Annotated in this window: 15 protein-coding genes and 1 pseudogene; 1 reads left to right on the plus strand and 15 read right to left on the minus strand. The window is 74.8% G+C overall.

Translation table 11 applies throughout. The annotated features are described in order from the left end of the window. Positions 1-157: 157 nt before the first annotated feature. The gene (locus tag MRQ36_RS31975; RefSeq protein ID WP_242800533.1) at positions 158-1,096 is read left to right on the plus strand and encodes a S9 family peptidase; all 939 of its coding nucleotides are present in this window, start codon (positions 158-160) and stop codon (positions 1,094-1,096) included. Here the strand turns inward: MRQ36_RS31975 and MRQ36_RS31980 are convergent. From MRQ36_RS31980 to MRQ36_RS34250, 15 genes and pseudogenes are all read right to left on the minus strand, one after another. Beyond that, positions 1,069-2,145 carry a PIN domain-containing protein gene (locus MRQ36_RS31980; protein WP_242800535.1) on the minus strand — a complete coding sequence of 359 codons (1,077 nt, stop codon included), beginning with the start codon at positions 2,143-2,145 and terminating at the stop codon, positions 1,069-1,071. The genes MRQ36_RS31975 and MRQ36_RS31980 overlap by 28 nt on opposite strands. 5 nt (positions 2,146-2,150) lie before the next feature. Next, entirely contained in the window at positions 2,151-3,938 is a 1,788-nt protein-coding gene (gene acpA / locus MRQ36_RS31985; protein WP_242800537.1) for an acid phosphatase, read from the minus strand. An 87-nt stretch (positions 3,939-4,025) separates the two neighbouring features. Continuing rightward, complete coding sequence (locus MRQ36_RS31990) at positions 4,026-4,712, minus strand: DedA family protein (RefSeq protein ID WP_242800539.1); 687 nt, start codon at positions 4,710-4,712, stop codon at positions 4,026-4,028. Positions 4,713-4,915: 203 nt separating this feature from the next. Next, the gene (locus MRQ36_RS31995; protein ID WP_242800541.1) at positions 4,916-6,349 is read right to left on the minus strand and encodes an MFS transporter; all 1,434 of its coding nucleotides are present in this window, start codon (positions 6,347-6,349) and stop codon (positions 4,916-4,918) included. Between the two features lie 82 nt (positions 6,350-6,431). After that, entirely contained in the window at positions 6,432-6,719 is a 288-nt protein-coding gene (locus tag MRQ36_RS32000) for a hypothetical protein (protein WP_242800544.1), read from the minus strand. Positions 6,720-6,824: 105 nt separating this feature from the next. Continuing rightward, a complete protein-coding gene (locus MRQ36_RS32005) occupies positions 6,825-7,301 on the minus strand; it encodes a 4'-phosphopantetheinyl transferase superfamily protein (RefSeq protein ID WP_242800546.1) in 477 nt (158 codons plus the stop codon). Between the two features lie 430 nt (positions 7,302-7,731). Then, positions 7,732-8,886, minus strand: a complete 1,155-nt coding sequence (locus MRQ36_RS32010) for an acyl-CoA dehydrogenase family protein (protein ID WP_242800548.1) — start codon at positions 8,884-8,886, stop codon at positions 7,732-7,734. Next, a complete protein-coding gene (locus tag MRQ36_RS32015; RefSeq protein WP_242800550.1) occupies positions 8,883-9,113 on the minus strand; it encodes a hypothetical protein in 231 nt (76 codons plus the stop codon). Before MRQ36_RS32015 ends, MRQ36_RS32010 begins: the two co-directional genes overlap by 4 nt. A 418-nt stretch (positions 9,114-9,531) precedes the next feature. Beyond that, entirely contained in the window at positions 9,532-10,488 is a 957-nt protein-coding gene (locus MRQ36_RS32020; protein WP_242800552.1) for a hypothetical protein, read from the minus strand. A gap of 2 nt (positions 10,489-10,490) precedes the next feature. Then, positions 10,491-10,757 carry an acyl carrier protein gene (locus tag MRQ36_RS32025; protein WP_242800554.1) on the minus strand — a complete coding sequence of 89 codons (267 nt, stop codon included), beginning with the start codon at positions 10,755-10,757 and terminating at the stop codon, positions 10,491-10,493. 44 nt (positions 10,758-10,801) lie between these two features. Beyond that, positions 10,802-12,070: an alanine racemase gene (locus tag MRQ36_RS32030; protein ID WP_242800556.1), complete on the minus strand. Its 1,269-nt coding sequence runs from the start codon at positions 12,068-12,070 to the stop codon at positions 10,802-10,804. Beyond that, entirely contained in the window at positions 12,063-13,439 is a 1,377-nt protein-coding gene (locus tag MRQ36_RS32035; protein WP_242800558.1) for an ATP-grasp domain-containing protein, read from the minus strand. Before MRQ36_RS32035 ends, MRQ36_RS32030 begins: the two co-directional genes overlap by 8 nt. Before the next feature lie 41 nt (positions 13,440-13,480). Next, positions 13,481-14,410 (minus strand): 3-oxoacyl-[acyl-carrier-protein] synthase III C-terminal domain-containing protein, encoded by a 930-nt coding sequence (locus MRQ36_RS32040; protein WP_242800560.1) that lies wholly within the window; start codon positions 14,408-14,410, stop codon positions 13,481-13,483. Further along, complete coding sequence (locus MRQ36_RS34245; protein WP_242801512.1) at positions 14,407-14,874, minus strand: alpha-hydroxy-acid oxidizing protein; 468 nt, start codon at positions 14,872-14,874, stop codon at positions 14,407-14,409. Before MRQ36_RS34245 ends, MRQ36_RS32040 begins: the two co-directional genes overlap by 4 nt. Further along, positions 14,793-15,503: pseudogene (locus MRQ36_RS34250) on the minus strand (glutamate synthase-related protein); the annotation flags it as partial. The gene MRQ36_RS34245 and the pseudogene MRQ36_RS34250, both read right to left, overlap by 82 nt. Between the last annotated feature and the right edge of the window lie 75 nt (positions 15,504-15,578).

Below are 15,578 nucleotides of genomic sequence, written 5' to 3' on the forward strand. Positions count from 1 at the left end.
GTGAGCATAGCGGTCGACGTTCCGGCCCGCCGCTCGGTCGACCGGTCCACCCGGCCACCACGTCGCCCGGCCCGGAGCCGGCCGGCCGGTCACGGCGCGGGATTCGCCGGGCGGCAGCCGGCCGCGGCACGGGTCCACCGACGGCGACGGTCCGTGCTTGACTCTCCGGATGGAGGTGCAGATCGGCGACCTGGGCCTGCCGGCGACGCTCGACGTGCCGGTGGGTCCGGTGCGCGCAGGCGTGGTGGTGCTGCACGCGGCGGAGGCCGGGCACCGGTCGTACTTCTGCTATGACCATCTGGCCCGGCTGCTGCCCGGCCACGGGATCGCCGTCCTCCGCTACGACCGGCGGCCACGGGTGGACGGCCACGACGTACCCCTGTCGGTGCAGGCGGACGACGCGGCCGCCGCCGTCGGTCTGCTGCGGCGACAGGTCGGTGACGTGCCGGTGGGGCTGTGGGGGGTGAGCCAGGGCGCGTGGGCGGCGGCCCTGACCGCGACCCGCCACGAGATCGCCTTCCTGGTGCTCGTGTCGGGCAGCGGGGTCAGCCCCGCGGCGCAGATGCGGTACGGGACGGCCGAGCAACTGCGCCGGCACGGCTTCGGCGCCGCCGACGTGGCCGAGCTGGACCGGCTGCGCCGGACGGTGGAGCGTTACCTGCGGGGCGAGACCGGCCGGGAGCCGGCGCAGGCGGCGGTCGACGCCGCCGCCGCGCGGGCGTGGTTCCCGCTGGCGTACCTGCCCCGGGAGCTGCCCGCGCAGTCCGGCACCTGGCGCGACATGGACTTCGACCCGGTGCCGGTGTTCGCCCTTGTGAACTGCCCGGTGCTGCTGTTCTTCGGCGAGACGGACGGCTGGGTGCCGATCGAGGAGAGCGTCGCCGCGTGGCGGCGGGCGGCCGGCACCACGGTCGAGGTGACCGTCAGCCGGCTCGCCGGCTGCGACCACCTCCCCACCCGGCACGAGGGCGAGGACCTGGCGAGCATCAGCCCGCAGTACGCGGACACCCTGCTCGACTGGCTCGACCGCCGCCTCCCCCGGTCGGTCGACGGCCCACCCGGCGCCGGTCAGGCGGACGTCGGAGTGAGCAGGTAGTCCTCCGCGTCGGCGCTCCACCGCAGGTCCACCGCGCCGCTGGTGGCGGCGGCCTTGCAGAACTGCAGGAAGCTGCGATAGCCGAGCTTCTTCTCGCTGAAGTCGGGGCGGGCCCGGCGGAGCTGGTTCTTCAGGCCGGACAGGGCCACCGCGTCGCCGTCGGCCGCCAGGTCCGCCACCACCGAGTGCAGCAGCGCGAACGCCACCTCCTGGTCGCCGCGTTCCGGCAGCGACACCTCCGGGTCGCCCTTGGCCGGCCCCTCCGCCAGCTCGACCACGTCCCGCCCGGCGAGGTAGCGCAGCAGTTCGCCGAAGGTGCGGAAGCCGTAGTCGGACTCGGTGAAGGTGGGGTCCTTGCGCAGCAGGGTGCGCTTGAGGCCGGAGGCGGTCACCTCGCCGCTGGAGCTGCCCTGCAGGCCGGCGACGGTCTGCGCCACCAGCACCGCCAGCGTGTCGACGTCGCGGCCGGGCTCCTCGACCACCGGCGGCGTCTCGGGCTCCTGCTCCACCTGCGGGGCGGCGGCGCCGGAGGGTCGGCCGCCACGGCCGCGCCGGGCGGCCGGCGCCGGGATCTCGACGCCCTCGAGCCGGTCGTAGAAGAGGAACTCGTCGCAGGCCGGGGGTAGCAGCGCCGACGTGGAGTTCTCCACCCCGACGCCGATGACCCGCTTGTTGAGCTCGCGCAGCTTGTGCACCAGCGGGGTGAAGTCGCTGTCCCCGGTGCAGATGACGAAGGTGGAGATGTAGTCGCGCTCGAAGGCCAGCTCGATCGCGTCGACGGCCATCTTGATGTCGGCGGCGTTCTTCCGCGAGGCACCCATCCGCTGCGGGATCTCGATCAGCTCGACGTGCGACCGGGTGAGCATCCGGCGATCCTCGTCGAAGTACGACCAGTCGGCGTACGCGCGGCGCACCACCACCCGGCCCCGCTCGGCGAGGGCGTCGGCGACGGGGCGGAAGTCGAACGGCAGACCGCCGTGATGGTCGCGGGCACCCAGCGCCAGGTTCTCGTAGTCGAGGAACAGGGCGATCCGGTCTTCTTGATCCACGCAGGTCAGCGTACGCCGGACCGGCCGCGGGTCGACGGCGGCCACGCGCGCCGACGGCGGGCGACCAGCAGCCCGACCGCGCCCCCGGCGACCAGCAGCACGCCGCCGACCACGACGGCGGTGCTCCGGTGGCCGGGTGGGCCACCGCCGGTCCCGCCGCGCTCGGGGCGCGACCCGGCGAGGCTGGCCGCCGCCGCGTCCCGGCCGGACAGCGGGGCCAGGTGGAACATCCGCTCGATGGTGGCGAGCACCGAGGTGGTGTCGTAGGTGGTGTGGTCCACCGCGAACGGCTCCGGCAGCCCCGGTGAGATCAGCAGCGCCGGGACCCGGGTGCCGGGCCCCCACACGTCACCCTTCGGCGGCGGGACGTGGTCCCACTGCCCGCCGAACTCGTCGTAGGTGACGACGACCAAGGTGTGCGCGGCCTGCCCGCCGCCCTGGATCGCCCGCAGCAGCTCCACCAGGTGGTCGTTGCCGGTGGCCACGGACGCGTAGCCCGGGTGCTCGTTCTCCGCGCCGACCGGCTTGACGAAGCTGACCGGCTTGAGCCGGCCGGCCTTCGCCGCCGCGACGAACTCCACCTCGTCGCGCAGGTGCGCCGCGCGGGCCGGCGTGCCGGGGGCGTAGCGGGCGAAGTAGCTGAACGGCTGGTGGTGGAACTGGAAGGTGACGTCCGGGCAGTTCGGGTACGCCGCGCCCGGCATGGTGCGCGGGTCGGTGCAGCTGGTGCCGTCCGCGCCGTTGGTCCACCCGGCGCCGCCGACCCGGCCGCTCGCGTTGTCCCAGCCGCCGGCGTACCAGGCCCAGTCCACGTTCCTCGCCGACAACCGGTCCCCGATGGTGTCGTAGGTCAGCGCCGGCAGCCGCTGCGCGTCCGGGGTCCCCGGGCGGTACGGCGGGTACCGGGGCTGCACGGTGTTCACCGCGTGGTCGCCGCAGACCGCCACCCGGCAGGACCCGTCCGCCTCGGGCGCCTGCGTCAGCGGCCCGTCGCGCAGCCCGGCCGGGTGCGCCGGGTCGGCCGGCGGGTGGAGCGGATAGTACGCGGGCATGCCGTGGGCGTCGACGATCGAGTTCTTCCCGGCGGCGGTGCGCCGGTCCGTCCACCGGGGGGTGCGGGCGGCCACCAGCCACTGGTGGTTGAGGAACGAGCCGCCGAACGCGGCCTGGAAGAAGCGGTCCGCGATCGTGTAGCGCGGCGCGCCGGCGGAGTGCAGGTAGCGGTAGATCGGCAGGGCCGGAGTGTCGTAGTGCCCCATCACCAGGCCGAGGGCGTCGCTGCCGGTGACGTAGCGGTCCTGCCGGCCGCCGTGGATCTGGTACTGCTCCTGGTAGAACCGGTGCACCAGGTCCTCGGTGCAGCCTCCCGCGGCACCGGTGCCCTTCGGCCAGCCGTTCGGGCGGGCCGGCCGGCCGGGCACCGGGCAGGTGGTGTCGCCGGGCCGGATGTGGTCCTCGATCCGGAACGGCGCGTTCCGGAAGGCACCGCCCGTGCAGTCGGGGCGGACCGGGGGCAGGTTCACGTCGTTCTGCGGCAGGCAGCGCAGCGGCCGGCCGTCGGCGTCGACCTGGACGGTGCGGTCGGGCGGGGCCGCGTCGAGTCCGTCGACGCCCTCCCAGCCGCCGAAGAGGTTGTCGAAGCTGTGGTTCTCCGCGTAGATGACCACGATGTTGGTGATGCCGGCCGGCGCGGCGTCGGCGGCCGCGAGGGCGACGGTCTGTCCGGCGACCGCGGTGACCACCAGCGCGAGACCACCGGCCAGCACCCGGCGCAGGCGGGAGCGGGCGGACACGGATCCTCCGGGGGCCGAGGGGAGCGCGGAGCCGCGGCGGCGGTGCTCGCCCGATGGATCGTACCGAGCGGTGGCCGGCCGCGCGGGTCAGTGGCCGCCCACCGCCTCCGCCGCCTGCCCCGGCCGGTCGGGCGTCCGGTTGCGGCGCCGTCGGGAGCGGAGCAGCTGGATGCCGATCGGCACCACCGAGACCAGCACGATGCCCGGCAGGATGAACTCGATGTTCGACTTGATCACGGCGATCTGCCCGAGGAAGTAGCCGAGCACCGTCACGCCCACGGCCCAGAGCGTCCCACCGAGGAGGTTGTAGATCAGGAACGTCCGGTACCGCATGCGGCTCACCCCGGCGATGACCGGGGTGAACGTCCGCACGATCGGCACGAACCGGGCCAGCACCACCGACCGGGCCCCGTACCGGGCGAAGAAGTCGTTCGCGCGCTGCACGTTCTCCTGCTTGAACAACCGCGAGTTGGGCCGGCGGAACAGGCTCGGACCCACCCGCTTGCCGAAGAGGTAGCCCACCTGGTCCCCGACGATCGCGGCCACGGCGGCCAGCAGGCAGACCAGCCAGAGCGGCTGGTGCAGGTAGCGGCCGTCGGCGACCAGCAGCCCGGCGGTGAACAGCAGCGAGTCACCGGGCAGGAAGAGGCCGATGAGCAGCCCGGACTCGGCGAAGACGATGCCGAGGATGCCGACCAGCCCGAACGTCGAGATCAGCCACTCCGGGTCGAGGAGACCGGGACCGGCGAGCTGCACCGCCAACGGTGTCGACACGAGGAACCTCCGAGGGGGTGGGCCGGGCGAGGGCTGGTGATCGCCGTATACCGCGCTACCCCGCAGCGCGGGACGGAAACCCCCGGGCCGACGCCGGGGGCCGTTCCACGGCGGGGACGCCGTACCCGCGCGGGTGCCGCCGACGTGGCGGGCAGGTGGTGATCGTGCCGGTGGGCCCGGTCGCGCCCCGTTCGGCGCCGCGGTCACCGACCTGCCCTGCGCCGCGCGGGTCCGCGCGGCGCAGGGCGGGTCGGGCTCCTGAACGGCCCGCACCGGCCAGGCTCGGCTCGGCCGGGACCTCGGCGCGGCCGCCAGGCTCGGCCGCAGCCTCCACCCGGCGTTGCCGCCGCCCGGGGCTCCGCCACCGCAGGCGGCTCGGACTCGACGGCAGGCTGCTCCGGCTCGGTGCCGGGCTGCGGCTGGCGCAGCGCCACCAGTGCGGCCAGCGGGGCGGCCAGGGCGACCACCCCGCACACCAGCCAGGTGGCGCGGACGCCGATCCCGGCGGAGAGCGCGCCGAAGGCCACGATGGAGACCGGGGTGGTGCCGATGCTGGCCAGGGTCAGCATGGACATCGCGGTGCCCAGCCGGGCCCGGGGTGACGCCTGCTGGTAGACGGTGACGATGGCGGGGCCGTTCAGGCCGGCCATCAGGCCGACCCCGGCGCCGACCGCGGCGAGCGCGGTCACCGACGGCATCAGCGCCATCGCCAGGATGCCGACGCCGATGCCGACACCGGTGACGACGAGGCGGACCACCAGGGGAATGCGGTGGGCCAGCAGCGCGCCGGTCGCGCCGGCGACGAGCGCGCCGCCGCTGAACGCGACGACCACCACGGCCACCGACCCGACGCCCCAACCCCGGCCGGCGACCAGCAGCGGCAGCGCCACGTCGATCGGCCAGCCGAAGGCCAGGTCGAGCAGGAAGGCGCAGACGAACAGCCAGCGCAGCCGGGAGTACGCGCGCAGCAGCCGCAGCCCGTCACCGGAACGGCGGAGCATGTTCTCCCCGGGGGTGCGGCTGCCGCCGGACATGCCCCGGGTCACCACGAGCACGCCGACCAGGGAGACCGCGCAGGTGACCGCGACGGCGGCCATCGCCTCCCACAGTTCGCCGGTGGCGATCATCCAGGCGCCGATCGGTGAGCCGACGATGGGGGCGACGCGGGTGACCATGGCCGACAGGGAGTTGGCCCGGGCGAGCTGGTCGCCGTCGGCCAGGCGGGGCATCAGGGTGCTGCTGGACGGGCTGGCCAGTCCCAGCAGCACCCCCTCCACCGCGGCGATCAGCACCAGCGGCCAGAACCAGTGCGTGGTGAGGGTGACCGCGGCGCCGGTGGCGAGCAGCAGCACCCGGGCGGAGGTGGTCCGCAGCAGCACGAAGCGGGGACCGAAGATGTCGGTGACGGCACCCGAGAAGATCAGCGTCAGGGCGCGGGGGATGGTGCCGGCGAGCATCAGGGTGGTGATCGCGCCCGCGCCGCCCAGTTGCACCGCGGTCCACCCGAGCGCCACCAGCAGGACGTAGTCCCCGGTCAGCGAGAGTCCCTGGCTGGCGGTCAGGATCATGACCTTGCGCCACTGGATCGCCGCCCGGGTGTCGGCCCGGGTGGCCTCGGCCGTGTCAGCAGTTGTCATCGAGATGCCTCACTGTCGTGGGGAGACCCTGGCCGGGTCCCGGGTGGTGTCGTCTGGTCGGTCAGGTGGTGATCGGTCGCGGTCAGCGCGGCGGGAGCCGTACCGTGCCGCAGCCGCCGCGCAGCGCGTTCTCGACCGCCCGACCGGCGGCGAGCTGCTCGACAGCCGCCGCCGACCCGTCCGGCGCGCCGCCGGCCGGCTCACCTCGACGCAGCCGCCGAGGTCGGCCCGACCGCCGGGCCAGCGCCTCGGGCCCCGCGCAGCGCCGCCGTCGGTCCACCGGAAAGCAGGTCAGCACCGGTACGTCCGACGGGGTGAACCGGACCCGCACCCCGCCGTACGTGCGCTCGGCCTCCTCCCCGGCCCGCACCCCGACCGGTGGCCGAGGTCCGCGCGAGCGTCGGGCGGGCGGGACGGGTCCGCCCGACCCGGCCGGCCGGCTCGCACCGCCGGCCGGTGTGGTGCGGGTTGCGCCTCATCGGCTCCCCCTCGGGTCGCTGGGCGGGACCGGACTGCCCTGCCCCGAACGGTAGGTAGCCGAGGGGCGTTCCCCCGGCGGTTGGCCGGGCAGCCCACCGGCACTTTCGTCGCGTCGGTACGGCCGCCAGTCCCACTCGAACATCCGCAGCTGCCCGGCCCGGTCGCCGGTGGTGGCGAGGGTCGCGACGTAACCGGGCGGTGCGGGCAGGTCGCGCAGCGTCCAGCGCTGCCCGGCGAAGGCCCCGGCCCCCGCCACGGTCCCGGGCACCAGCACCCGCAGCCGCAACCCCTCCAGGAAGCGCCCGCCGCTGGCCTTCACGCACGCCTCCTTGCGGGACAGCAGCCGGTGGTACGCGGCGCTGCGCGCGACCGGGTCGGGTTGTCCGGCGACGGCGGCGGCCTCGTCGTCCGGGAGGAACCGGGTGGCCAGCGCCAGCGCCGGGGTGCCGCCGCGGATCTGCTCCAGGTCCACCCCGACCGGATCGGTCAGGCAGACCGCGAGCAGGGCGTGCCCACCGGACCGGCTGAGGCTCCACGATGCCGCCGGCCACGTCGAAGCGCGGCTTGCCGTTCATTGCGCGCCCAGCGCAGCGCGTACCGGCGGTGCCGAGGTAGCTGCCGAGCACCGTCCGTACGTGCCGTGCGCCACCGACTGTGCCGCCCGCTCGTCGCGCAGGCTGTGGGCCCGGTGACGCTCGTCGGCGTCGAAAGCGCGGCGACCGGACCGGCGGTCTCCGGGTCGACGTCGACCGATCGCCGCGGTCGGCGCCCGAACGGTCGGGTCGGCGGTCGACCCGGCCTGCGGCCAGGGCACCGGATCGGCGAACGGCCCGACCCCGGGCCAGGGACCCGGATCGGCGAACGGCTGCGCCGGGCCGGCTCGGCTGCCGACCCGCGCCGGTTCACGCCGCCCGGGCATCGCCGAGCCGTCCCTGCAGGTAGCCCTGGGCCAGGGTGAGCCGCTGGATGTTGCCGGTGCCCTCCATGAACTCGAAGGCCCGCGCGTCGCGGACCAGTTTGTCCAGCAGCGGGTGCTCCCAGCGGGCACCCGGCCCGAGCAGCCGTACCGCGGTGGTGGTGATCTCCTCGGCGAGCCGGGTGGCCCGGATCTTCGCCGCCGACGCGAGGGTGCCGTCGCCCGGGTCGCGGTCGGCGGACCGGGCGGCGGCGAGCACCAGGGCGCGGGTGCCGACGAGCCGCTGCGCCCAGTCGGCGAGCAGGTGCCGCTCGTCGACCCGGTACCGGCGGCGCTCGGCCACGACGAGGTCGTACGCGGCTTGGGCGACGCCGAGGGCGAAGCAGGACACCACCGGGCGGTAGCGGTTGAAGGTGCGGGTGGCCGCCCACATGCCCTGCCGGGTGGCGGAGCGGTGCCGGCCGAGCACGTCGCCGGCGTCGACCGGCACGTCGGTCATCCGGATCTCGCTCAGTTGCAGCCCGCGCAGGCCGAGGGTGGGCAGCGGCTCGGCGACGAAGCCGGGCCGGTCGGTGTCGACGAGCACCGCCACCACGCCGAGCGGGCCGGCGTTGCGGCGGGCGAAGACGACGCCGATCCGGGCGCGGGCGGCGTTGCCGACGTACCGCTTCATGCCGGTGAGGCGCAGCGTGTCGCCGTCGGGTCGCAGGGTGGTGCCCATGCTGCCCGGGTCGGAGCCGTGCGTCGGCTCGGTCATGCCGAAGAACGTCCAGGTGGGACCGGCGGCGACGGTCGACCAGTAGCGTTCGCGTTGGGCGTCGTCGGCGAGTTCGGCGATGACGAAGCCGGACATCGACGGGCCGGGCAGGGCCAGCACGGCGCCCGCGTCGGCCCGGGCCAGCTCCTCCAGCACCACCACCTGCTCGACGCAGGTGTCCAGCAGGACGGGCCGGCCCTGGACGCGTACCGGGTCCGGGTTGTGCTCGGCGGGCAGGCCGACGAGCTGCCGCCAGGGCAGTGCGCCGTCGAGCACCGTCCGGAACAGACCGGGGTCACGGTCGAGCGCCACGGCGGTGGCGCGCAGCGGTTCGGCGTACGTGCGGGCCAGCGCGCGCAGCTCGGTGAGGAACTCGGTGGTCATGGCGCCTCCAGCTCGGTCGGGGGCGGATAGGTGTCGGCGAGCAGCTCCGAGAGGCGGGCCTCGCCGCCCGGGCCGTCGGCCAGGAACCCGGACGCGCCGAACAGGTGCAGGCAGCCTCGGCCGGCCTCGTCCAGGGCCTGGTGCGCCCGGCGCAGCCCGGTCCCGTCGCTCCCGGTGTCCAGCAGCGCCCGGGCCTCGGCGATCCCGGCGGCCACGTCGGCGACCATCGCCCGCACCATCGGCAGGTTGACCACGCCGACGGCCCGGCCGCGCAGGTGCGCGACGGCCGCGGTGAGCAGCCGCTCGGCGAGGCCGCGCCCGGATCGCAGGCGATCCCCGTCGGTGAGGCCGGCCCGGTGTCCGGGTCGCAGGCCGCCCTGCCGGTGATCCGGCGGCTGCGACCAGCTCGTCGTCGCGACGGATCACGACCAGCTCGGTGCGTCTCCCGTGCGGTGCGGGTCCGCTCGCAAGCCGGTCGCACGCGGGGAGTCCGCCGCCGACCGGCCGGTGAGGCTGTCGCCAGCCCCGACCGGCAGCGCTCGGCGTCCGTGCGGCGAACCGGTCGGTGAGCGCCGTCCACCGGTCCACCTCGGTGACGCAGCGGCGGTCCGCCGGGGTCGACGCGGGCCGGCGCGGCACGGCGAGTCATCGGACCAGCTCCCCAGGGTCCGGCGGCTCTCGTGCCATGGCCCTCGACGCCCGGCGACCCGTGCGGGCGTGGTGGCCGCCGGCAGATCGGGCCGCGGTGGGCCGACCGCGCCCGGCCGTGCGCCGCCGGTCCGGCGGCACCGCGCCGTGAGGGTGACCGCGCACCGGTACGGCAGCACCGGCGGTCGTTGACCAGCAGACCGCCCCGGCGCGTCGGCGCAGCCGACGCCAGGGATGGGTTGCAGACGCAGGGGTGTCCGGCTCGGCCCGCCGCACCGGCTTACCGGTCGGCAGGTCGTCGACGTGCGCGCCGGCGACGAGCAGGTCGGCGTCGACAACGGGCCAGCCGGCCGGGCCGGTCCGGGTCACCGCGAGGGTCGGCGCGTCGACGGTGAGCGTGCCGGACCCGCCGAGCAGCAGCGCCACCGCCACGTCCCGGGTCGGGCGGACCGCGGTGTCGTCCGGGGGCAGCGTGGACTGCTCCATGACCACGATCAGGGCGCGCCGGGCGCCGCCGGTGCGCAGCTGGTGGTGGGCCACCCGCAGGGCGGTGAACGGGCCGGCCACGCCCTGCTCGGAGATGCCCATCATGAGCGGTTCGCCGGGCAGCAGGTCGGCCAGGAGCGCACCGGGGAAGCTCTGGTGCCGGCAGTCCGGGCTGCCGTCGACGGTGATCACCAGGTCGACGTCGGCGAGCGCCGGGCCGAGCTCGTCGACCACGGCGCGGACCATGTCGTGGTAGCTGACCACGGTGCCGCCGGTCAGCCAGGACAGGTCGGTGAACTCGCCGTGCAACGACTCCATGTGGTCGACGAAGGGCTGCAGGTCGGCCGGGCCCGGCGGGGGCGCCGGGTCGGTGAAGGTGAACGGGACGATGCGTTCGAGGGCCGGTCCGGCCGCGTCACCTGGCGCGACCGGACCGGTGGGCTCCCCGAGCCGCCGCAGGACCGGCACGGTCAGCGGCTCTCGGCGATGAAGGCGGCCAGCGAACCGACGGTCTCCAGGTGGGACTGCTCCAGCCCCTCCGGGTCGACCTGCATGTCCAGCGCGTCCTCCAGGGCCATCAGCAGGCCGAGCACGCTGGTGGAGTCCAGGCTCAGGTCGTCGAAGAGCCGGGTCTGCTCGGTGACGTCGGTGAGCTGCTGGCCCAGCACCTCCTCGAGGGCGGAGACGATGGCGGAGACGATCTGCTGGCGGCCGGTGTCGTGGGCGGTGACGGTCATGGGATGGTCCTGCCTCTCGGATGGGTGTTCGGTCGATTGATCGGTCAGCGGAAGTCGTGCAGGATCTGCGCGGCGAGCATGCTGTCGACGTCGTCGCGGGTGCGGATCAGTCGGGCCTGGCCCTCGTGGACCAGCACCTCGGCCGGGTAGCCGTGGCTGAGGAAGTGCACCGGCGAGGCGGTCGGGCCGTACGCGCCGGAGCGCTCCACCCCGACGACGTCGCCGGGGCGCAGGTCGGCGGGGAGCTCGACGCCCTTGCCGATGGTGTCGTTGGGGGTGCAGAGCGGGCCGGTGACGTTCCACTTCGCCGGCTCGGCGGCGCTGTCCCGGTTGAGCAGCCGCATCGGGAAGTTGCGCTTGACGAAGGAGCCGATGCCGACCGCGGCCATGTGGTGGTTGGTGCCACCGTCGGCGACGGCGAACCGCTCGCCCATCGACTCCTTGACGTAGCGGACCTGGACGGCGTAGGTGCCGCTGTGGCCGACCAGGTAGCGGCCCAGCTCCATCACCAGGCGGGTGTCCGGGTGCCGCTCGTGGAAGCCGGCGAAGACCGGGTTGAGCTGGTCGGCCAGCACGGCCACGTCCAGGTCCCGCTCGCCCGGGAAGTACGCCACCCCGAGGCCGCCACCGACGTCCACCACGTCCAGGGTGACGCCGAGGTGGGCGGAGAGCCGCTCGGCCAGCTCCAGGATCCGGGTGGTGTTCTCGACGATCATGTCCTCGGCGAGGAACCGGGTGCCCATGTACGCCTGGAAGCCGCTCAGCCGCACGTGGCGGTGCCGCTCGGCGAGGTCCGGGTTGTCCAGCAGGGTCGCCTCGTCGATGCCGAACTGGCGGGGCTTGCCGCCCATGGTGAGGCCGCTGCCCTTCACCGCGAAGCTCGGGTTGACCCGCAGCACCACCCGGGCGGTGGTGGCCAGCCCCTCGGCCAGCTCGTCGATGAGCGCCAGCTCGCCGAGCGACTCGCAGATGAGGGTGATCTCCTCCTTGAGGCAGGCGGTGATCTCGTAGTGGCTCTTGCCGGGGCCGAGGAACATGATCTGGTCGGCCGGTACGCCGGCGCGCTGCGCGGTGACCAGCTCGGTCAGCGAGGAGACCTCGGCGCGGGCGCCCAGCGAGTGCAGCAGCGCGCAGACGCTGATGTTCGGGTTGGCCTTCAGCGAGTAGAACATCTCCACCGCCGGGTGCAGCCGGTCCCGCAGGCCCCGGTACTGGGCGGCGATCGTGCCGCCGTCGTAGACGTAGAGCGGGGTGCCGAAGCGCTCCACCAGCTCGGTGACCGGAACCCCGCCCACCTCGGTCGACTCAGACATGGACGGTCTCCTTCCGGACGGTCGCCACGATGGCGCGGTCGAGGTCGGCCAGTTCCTGCTCGCCGGTGGCCAGCAGCAGGCCGTAGAGGCGCCCGGCGTACGGGCGGGGGTCGTCGGGCGGGGGCGCGGCGGCGTTGACGGTGGCGAAGTTGTTCACCAGCAGGCCGGTGCCGCGCCCGGCGGTGAAGAGCAGGTCGCCGAGCCGGTCGGCCAGGTCGGCGAAGCTCACCGGGCCGGTGAGGGTCAGGTCGTACTGGCGGGCCAGGGCGACGCTGTCCGGGCCCATGAAGCGCTCCTGGAGCGCGGTCTGGTAGGTCGACATGTTGTTCCGGGCGTTGATCTCCAGCACCGGCAGCAGGCCACCGTCGGTGGTGGTGATGGCGTCCACGCCGACCACGCCGTGGAAGCCGTCGGCGGCGAGCCGCGCGCCGAGCCGGTCGGCGGTGTCGACGAGCTGGGCGGTGTGCGCGGCGGAGATCCGGGCCGGGATCCGGTGTCCCTTGTGCACCCCGTGCTCGGTCAGCGCCTCCTTGACGAAGTCGAACCGGACGGTGCCGTCCCGGCCGACGGTGAAGTGGTAGTTGAGGTCGAGCGCCTTGTCCGCCCACTCCTCGATGACCAGGGCGATCCGCTGGTCGCCGGTCTTCTCGGCCCGGCGGGTGACCATCCGGACGAGCTGGTCGAGCCGGCGCGGGTCGTCGACCACGACGATGCCCTTGCCGGACACCCCGTACGCGTCCTTCACACCGACCCGGCGCCCGGCGGCGACGGAGCGGGCGGCCTCGCCGGCCGCGGCGGCGAACTCGGCGACGGTCTCGCACTCCCAACCGACGGCCTGCGGCAGGCCCAGCTCGGCGGCGACCCGCCGGCTGTAGATCTTGCTGTTGACGGCCTTGACCACCGGCACCGCCGGCAGCGCCGGGGCCAGCCCGGTCAGCTCGCAGAGCCGTTCCTCCACCGTGGACATGCCGTGCGGCAGCAGGTGGGCGCCCTGGGCGGCGAGGACCCGCAACTCGGCCAGCAGCCGGGGCGAGCGCAGCGCGTCGACGCTGACCGTGGCGGCCGGGTCGGCGGAGTCGGTGACCAGGATCCGGGGCAGCGGCACGCCCAGCCCGGCGAGCCAGGCCAGGTAGTCGGGGTCGGGGGCGGACTTCAGCACGACGTGGTCGCCCGCGCCGGCGAGCAGCACGGCGAACTCGTCCATCCGGTTGACGATCGCGGCGGAGGCCCGTCCGCCGATGCTCGGCAGGCCCACCTCGTCCCGGGCCCACTCGTCCTCGACCTCGAAGTTGCCGAGCAGCACGAACGGGGTGGTGGCGTCGCCGGTGCAGGCGCTCTTGACGCCGGCGAGGAAGCTCGGGGGTGACATCAGTTCTTCCTTTCTGGTCGACCCGGTGGGTCGGGGCGGGGTCAGTGACGCAGGACGGCGGCGGAGAACGTCGCGCCGAGCCCGACGGACGCCATCAGGTAGAGGTCGCCCGGGCGCAGCCGCCCGGAGTCGCGGGCGTGCACGTAGTTGATGAACGGGTCGGCGGTGAAGCAGTGCCCGGTGACCGGGACGTTGTCCAGGTGGACCCGCTCCAACGGCACGTCGAGCAGGCGGCAGGTCCACGACCAGGACAACCGGTTGACGTTGTGCGGCAGGATCAACGCCAGGTCGTCGACGCCCACCCCGGCGGCCCGGGTGGCGTCCCGGATCACCTCGGCGAGCACCTCGTTGTGGTCCTTGAGGAACCGTGGGTCCAGCGGGTACGGCGGGAACTGCTCGGCGTACGCGCCGAGGGTGCGGGTGGCGTAGCCGAGCAGCCGGTCCCGGTCGCCGGCGGCGGAGACCAGGCAGGCGGCGGTGGACTCCCCCATCACCGTGCTCTCCGGAATGATCTCCAGGATCGGGTTGAAGACCTTCTCGCCGGTGAGCACCAGCGCCAGGGCGTCCGGGTCGCCGTCCCCGGCGAGGAGCTGCCCGGCCAGGTCCACCGCGAGCAGCCCGGTGGCGCAGGCGTGCTGGGTGAGGGTGAAGGCGACCGCGTTCGGCAGGCCGAGCGCGGCGCAAACGTCCTCGACCGGGGTCTCGCCGGCGCGGGTGGCGGTGGTGACGGTACGGGCCAGGATGACGTACCGGACCCGGTGCTCGTTGCCGCGCAGCGCGGTCAGCGACCCGACGGCCGCGCTCATCAGGTCGCGCAGGTCCCGGTCCGGGGCCCGGCGCACCGACTGCAGCCCGTAGAAGCGGCGGAAGGTCCACAGCAGTCGCGGGTCGGCGTCGACGGCGGCGCAGACGTCACCGACGTCGACGCTCAGGTCGGGCAGGTGGCACCCGACGTCCAGCAGCGCGGTCATGCCCGGCCTCCGATCGGTACGACGGGACGGTCGGCCTCGGCGTCGGTGCCGGGCCACCACAGGTCCTCAGGGGTGAGTGCGTCGGCGGTGTAGCGGCCGAGGGCGCTGACCAGCAGGCGGGCCTCCAGCGCCAGGGCCTCGACCAGCCGGACCAGGCCGGCGTCGGCGTCGGTGTCGACGGCGAGCAGCGCGGCGCGGCCCAGCCCGACGGCGGTGGCGCCGGCCGCCAGGGCCCGGACGGCCCGGCCGCCCTCCCAGATCCGGCCCGAGGCGAGCAGGCAGCCGTCGGGGCGGCCGATCCGGCGCAGGCACTCGCCGAGCGGCAGCCCGACCTGGCCGAGGAACGCCGGGGCGCCCAGCCGGTGCCGGCCTGCGCGCCGTCGACGGTGACCGCGTCGGCGCCGGCCCGCCAGGCGGTGGCTGCGGCGTGGCCGACGTCCCGGCCGGGGTGGAACTTCACCCACACCCGGGCCCGGGGGAAGTTGTTGCGCATGAAGCGGATCTGTTGGCGCAGGATCTCCTCGGTGAAGGTGCCCGGGGTGGCGCAGCGCAGCCACCCGTCGGCCCCGAGCACGTCCCGGACGGCGAACCGGTCGGCGAGCCGCCGGGCGTCGGCGGCGTCGACCACGGTCATCCCGCCGAGGCCGGGCTTGGCGCCCTGGCCGGTCTTCAGCTCGAAGGCCAGCCGGCCGGACTCGACGAGCTCGCGCACCGACGGGTCGCTGTAGACGAGGTTCCACACCTCCGAGTCGGCGTCCTCGGTGCTCTGCTGCACCACCACGCCGCCGAGGCCGGGCGGACAGTGCTCGGCGTACGCCCGCAGGCGGGCCAGGATCGGCGACTCGGCGCCGGCGGCGCGGCGGTAGCCGCCGACCGGCACCAGGTTCTCGCCGATCACCATCGGGATGCCGAGCCGGCCGGCCTGCCGGGAGGCGGCCAGCCCGGCGTCGCCCTGGGCGATCCGGGTCGAACCGAACGCGGAGACGTAGACCGGCAGCGGCGAGCGGAACCCGCCGATGGTGGTGGCCAGTTCCACGTCGTCGTAGGTGGGTTCACGGCCGAGGTCGATCAGCTTCTCCAGCCGCTGCGGCATGAAGATCGGCGGAACCAGGCGGGCGGCGTCCAGGTCGTCGGCGACCCGCGGGTCCACCTCGGGGCCGTCGCCGGC

The sequence above is a fragment of the Micromonospora sp. R77 genome (assembly GCF_022747945.1).
Lineage (GTDB): Bacteria > Actinomycetota > Actinomycetes > Mycobacteriales > Micromonosporaceae > Micromonospora.

What these genes read in the sequence shown, in the direction of transcription:
- MRQ36_RS31995 (WP_242800541.1), bottom strand. Translation starts at nt 6,349, where the DNA reads ATGACAACTGCTGACACGGCCGAGGCCACCCGGGCCGACACCCGGGCG.
- MRQ36_RS32010 (WP_242800548.1), bottom strand. Translation starts at nt 8,886, where the DNA reads ATGACCACCGAGTTCCTCACCGAGCTGCGCGCGCTGGCCCGCACGTAC.
- MRQ36_RS32015 (WP_242800550.1), bottom strand. Translation starts at nt 9,113, where the DNA reads ATGGTCGCCGACGTGGCCGCCGGGATCGCCGAGGCCCGGGCGCTGCTG.
- MRQ36_RS32025 (WP_242800554.1), bottom strand. Translation starts at nt 10,757, where the DNA reads ATGACCGTCACCGCCCACGACACCGGCCGCCAGCAGATCGTCTCCGCC.
- MRQ36_RS32030 (WP_242800556.1), bottom strand. Translation starts at nt 12,070, where the DNA reads ATGTCTGAGTCGACCGAGGTGGGCGGGGTTCCGGTCACCGAGCTGGTG.
- MRQ36_RS32035 (WP_242800558.1), bottom strand. Translation starts at nt 13,439, where the DNA reads ATGTCACCCCCGAGCTTCCTCGCCGGCGTCAAGAGCGCCTGCACCGGC.
- MRQ36_RS32040 (WP_242800560.1), bottom strand. Translation starts at nt 14,410, where the DNA reads ATGACCGCGCTGCTGGACGTCGGGTGCCACCTGCCCGACCTGAGCGTC.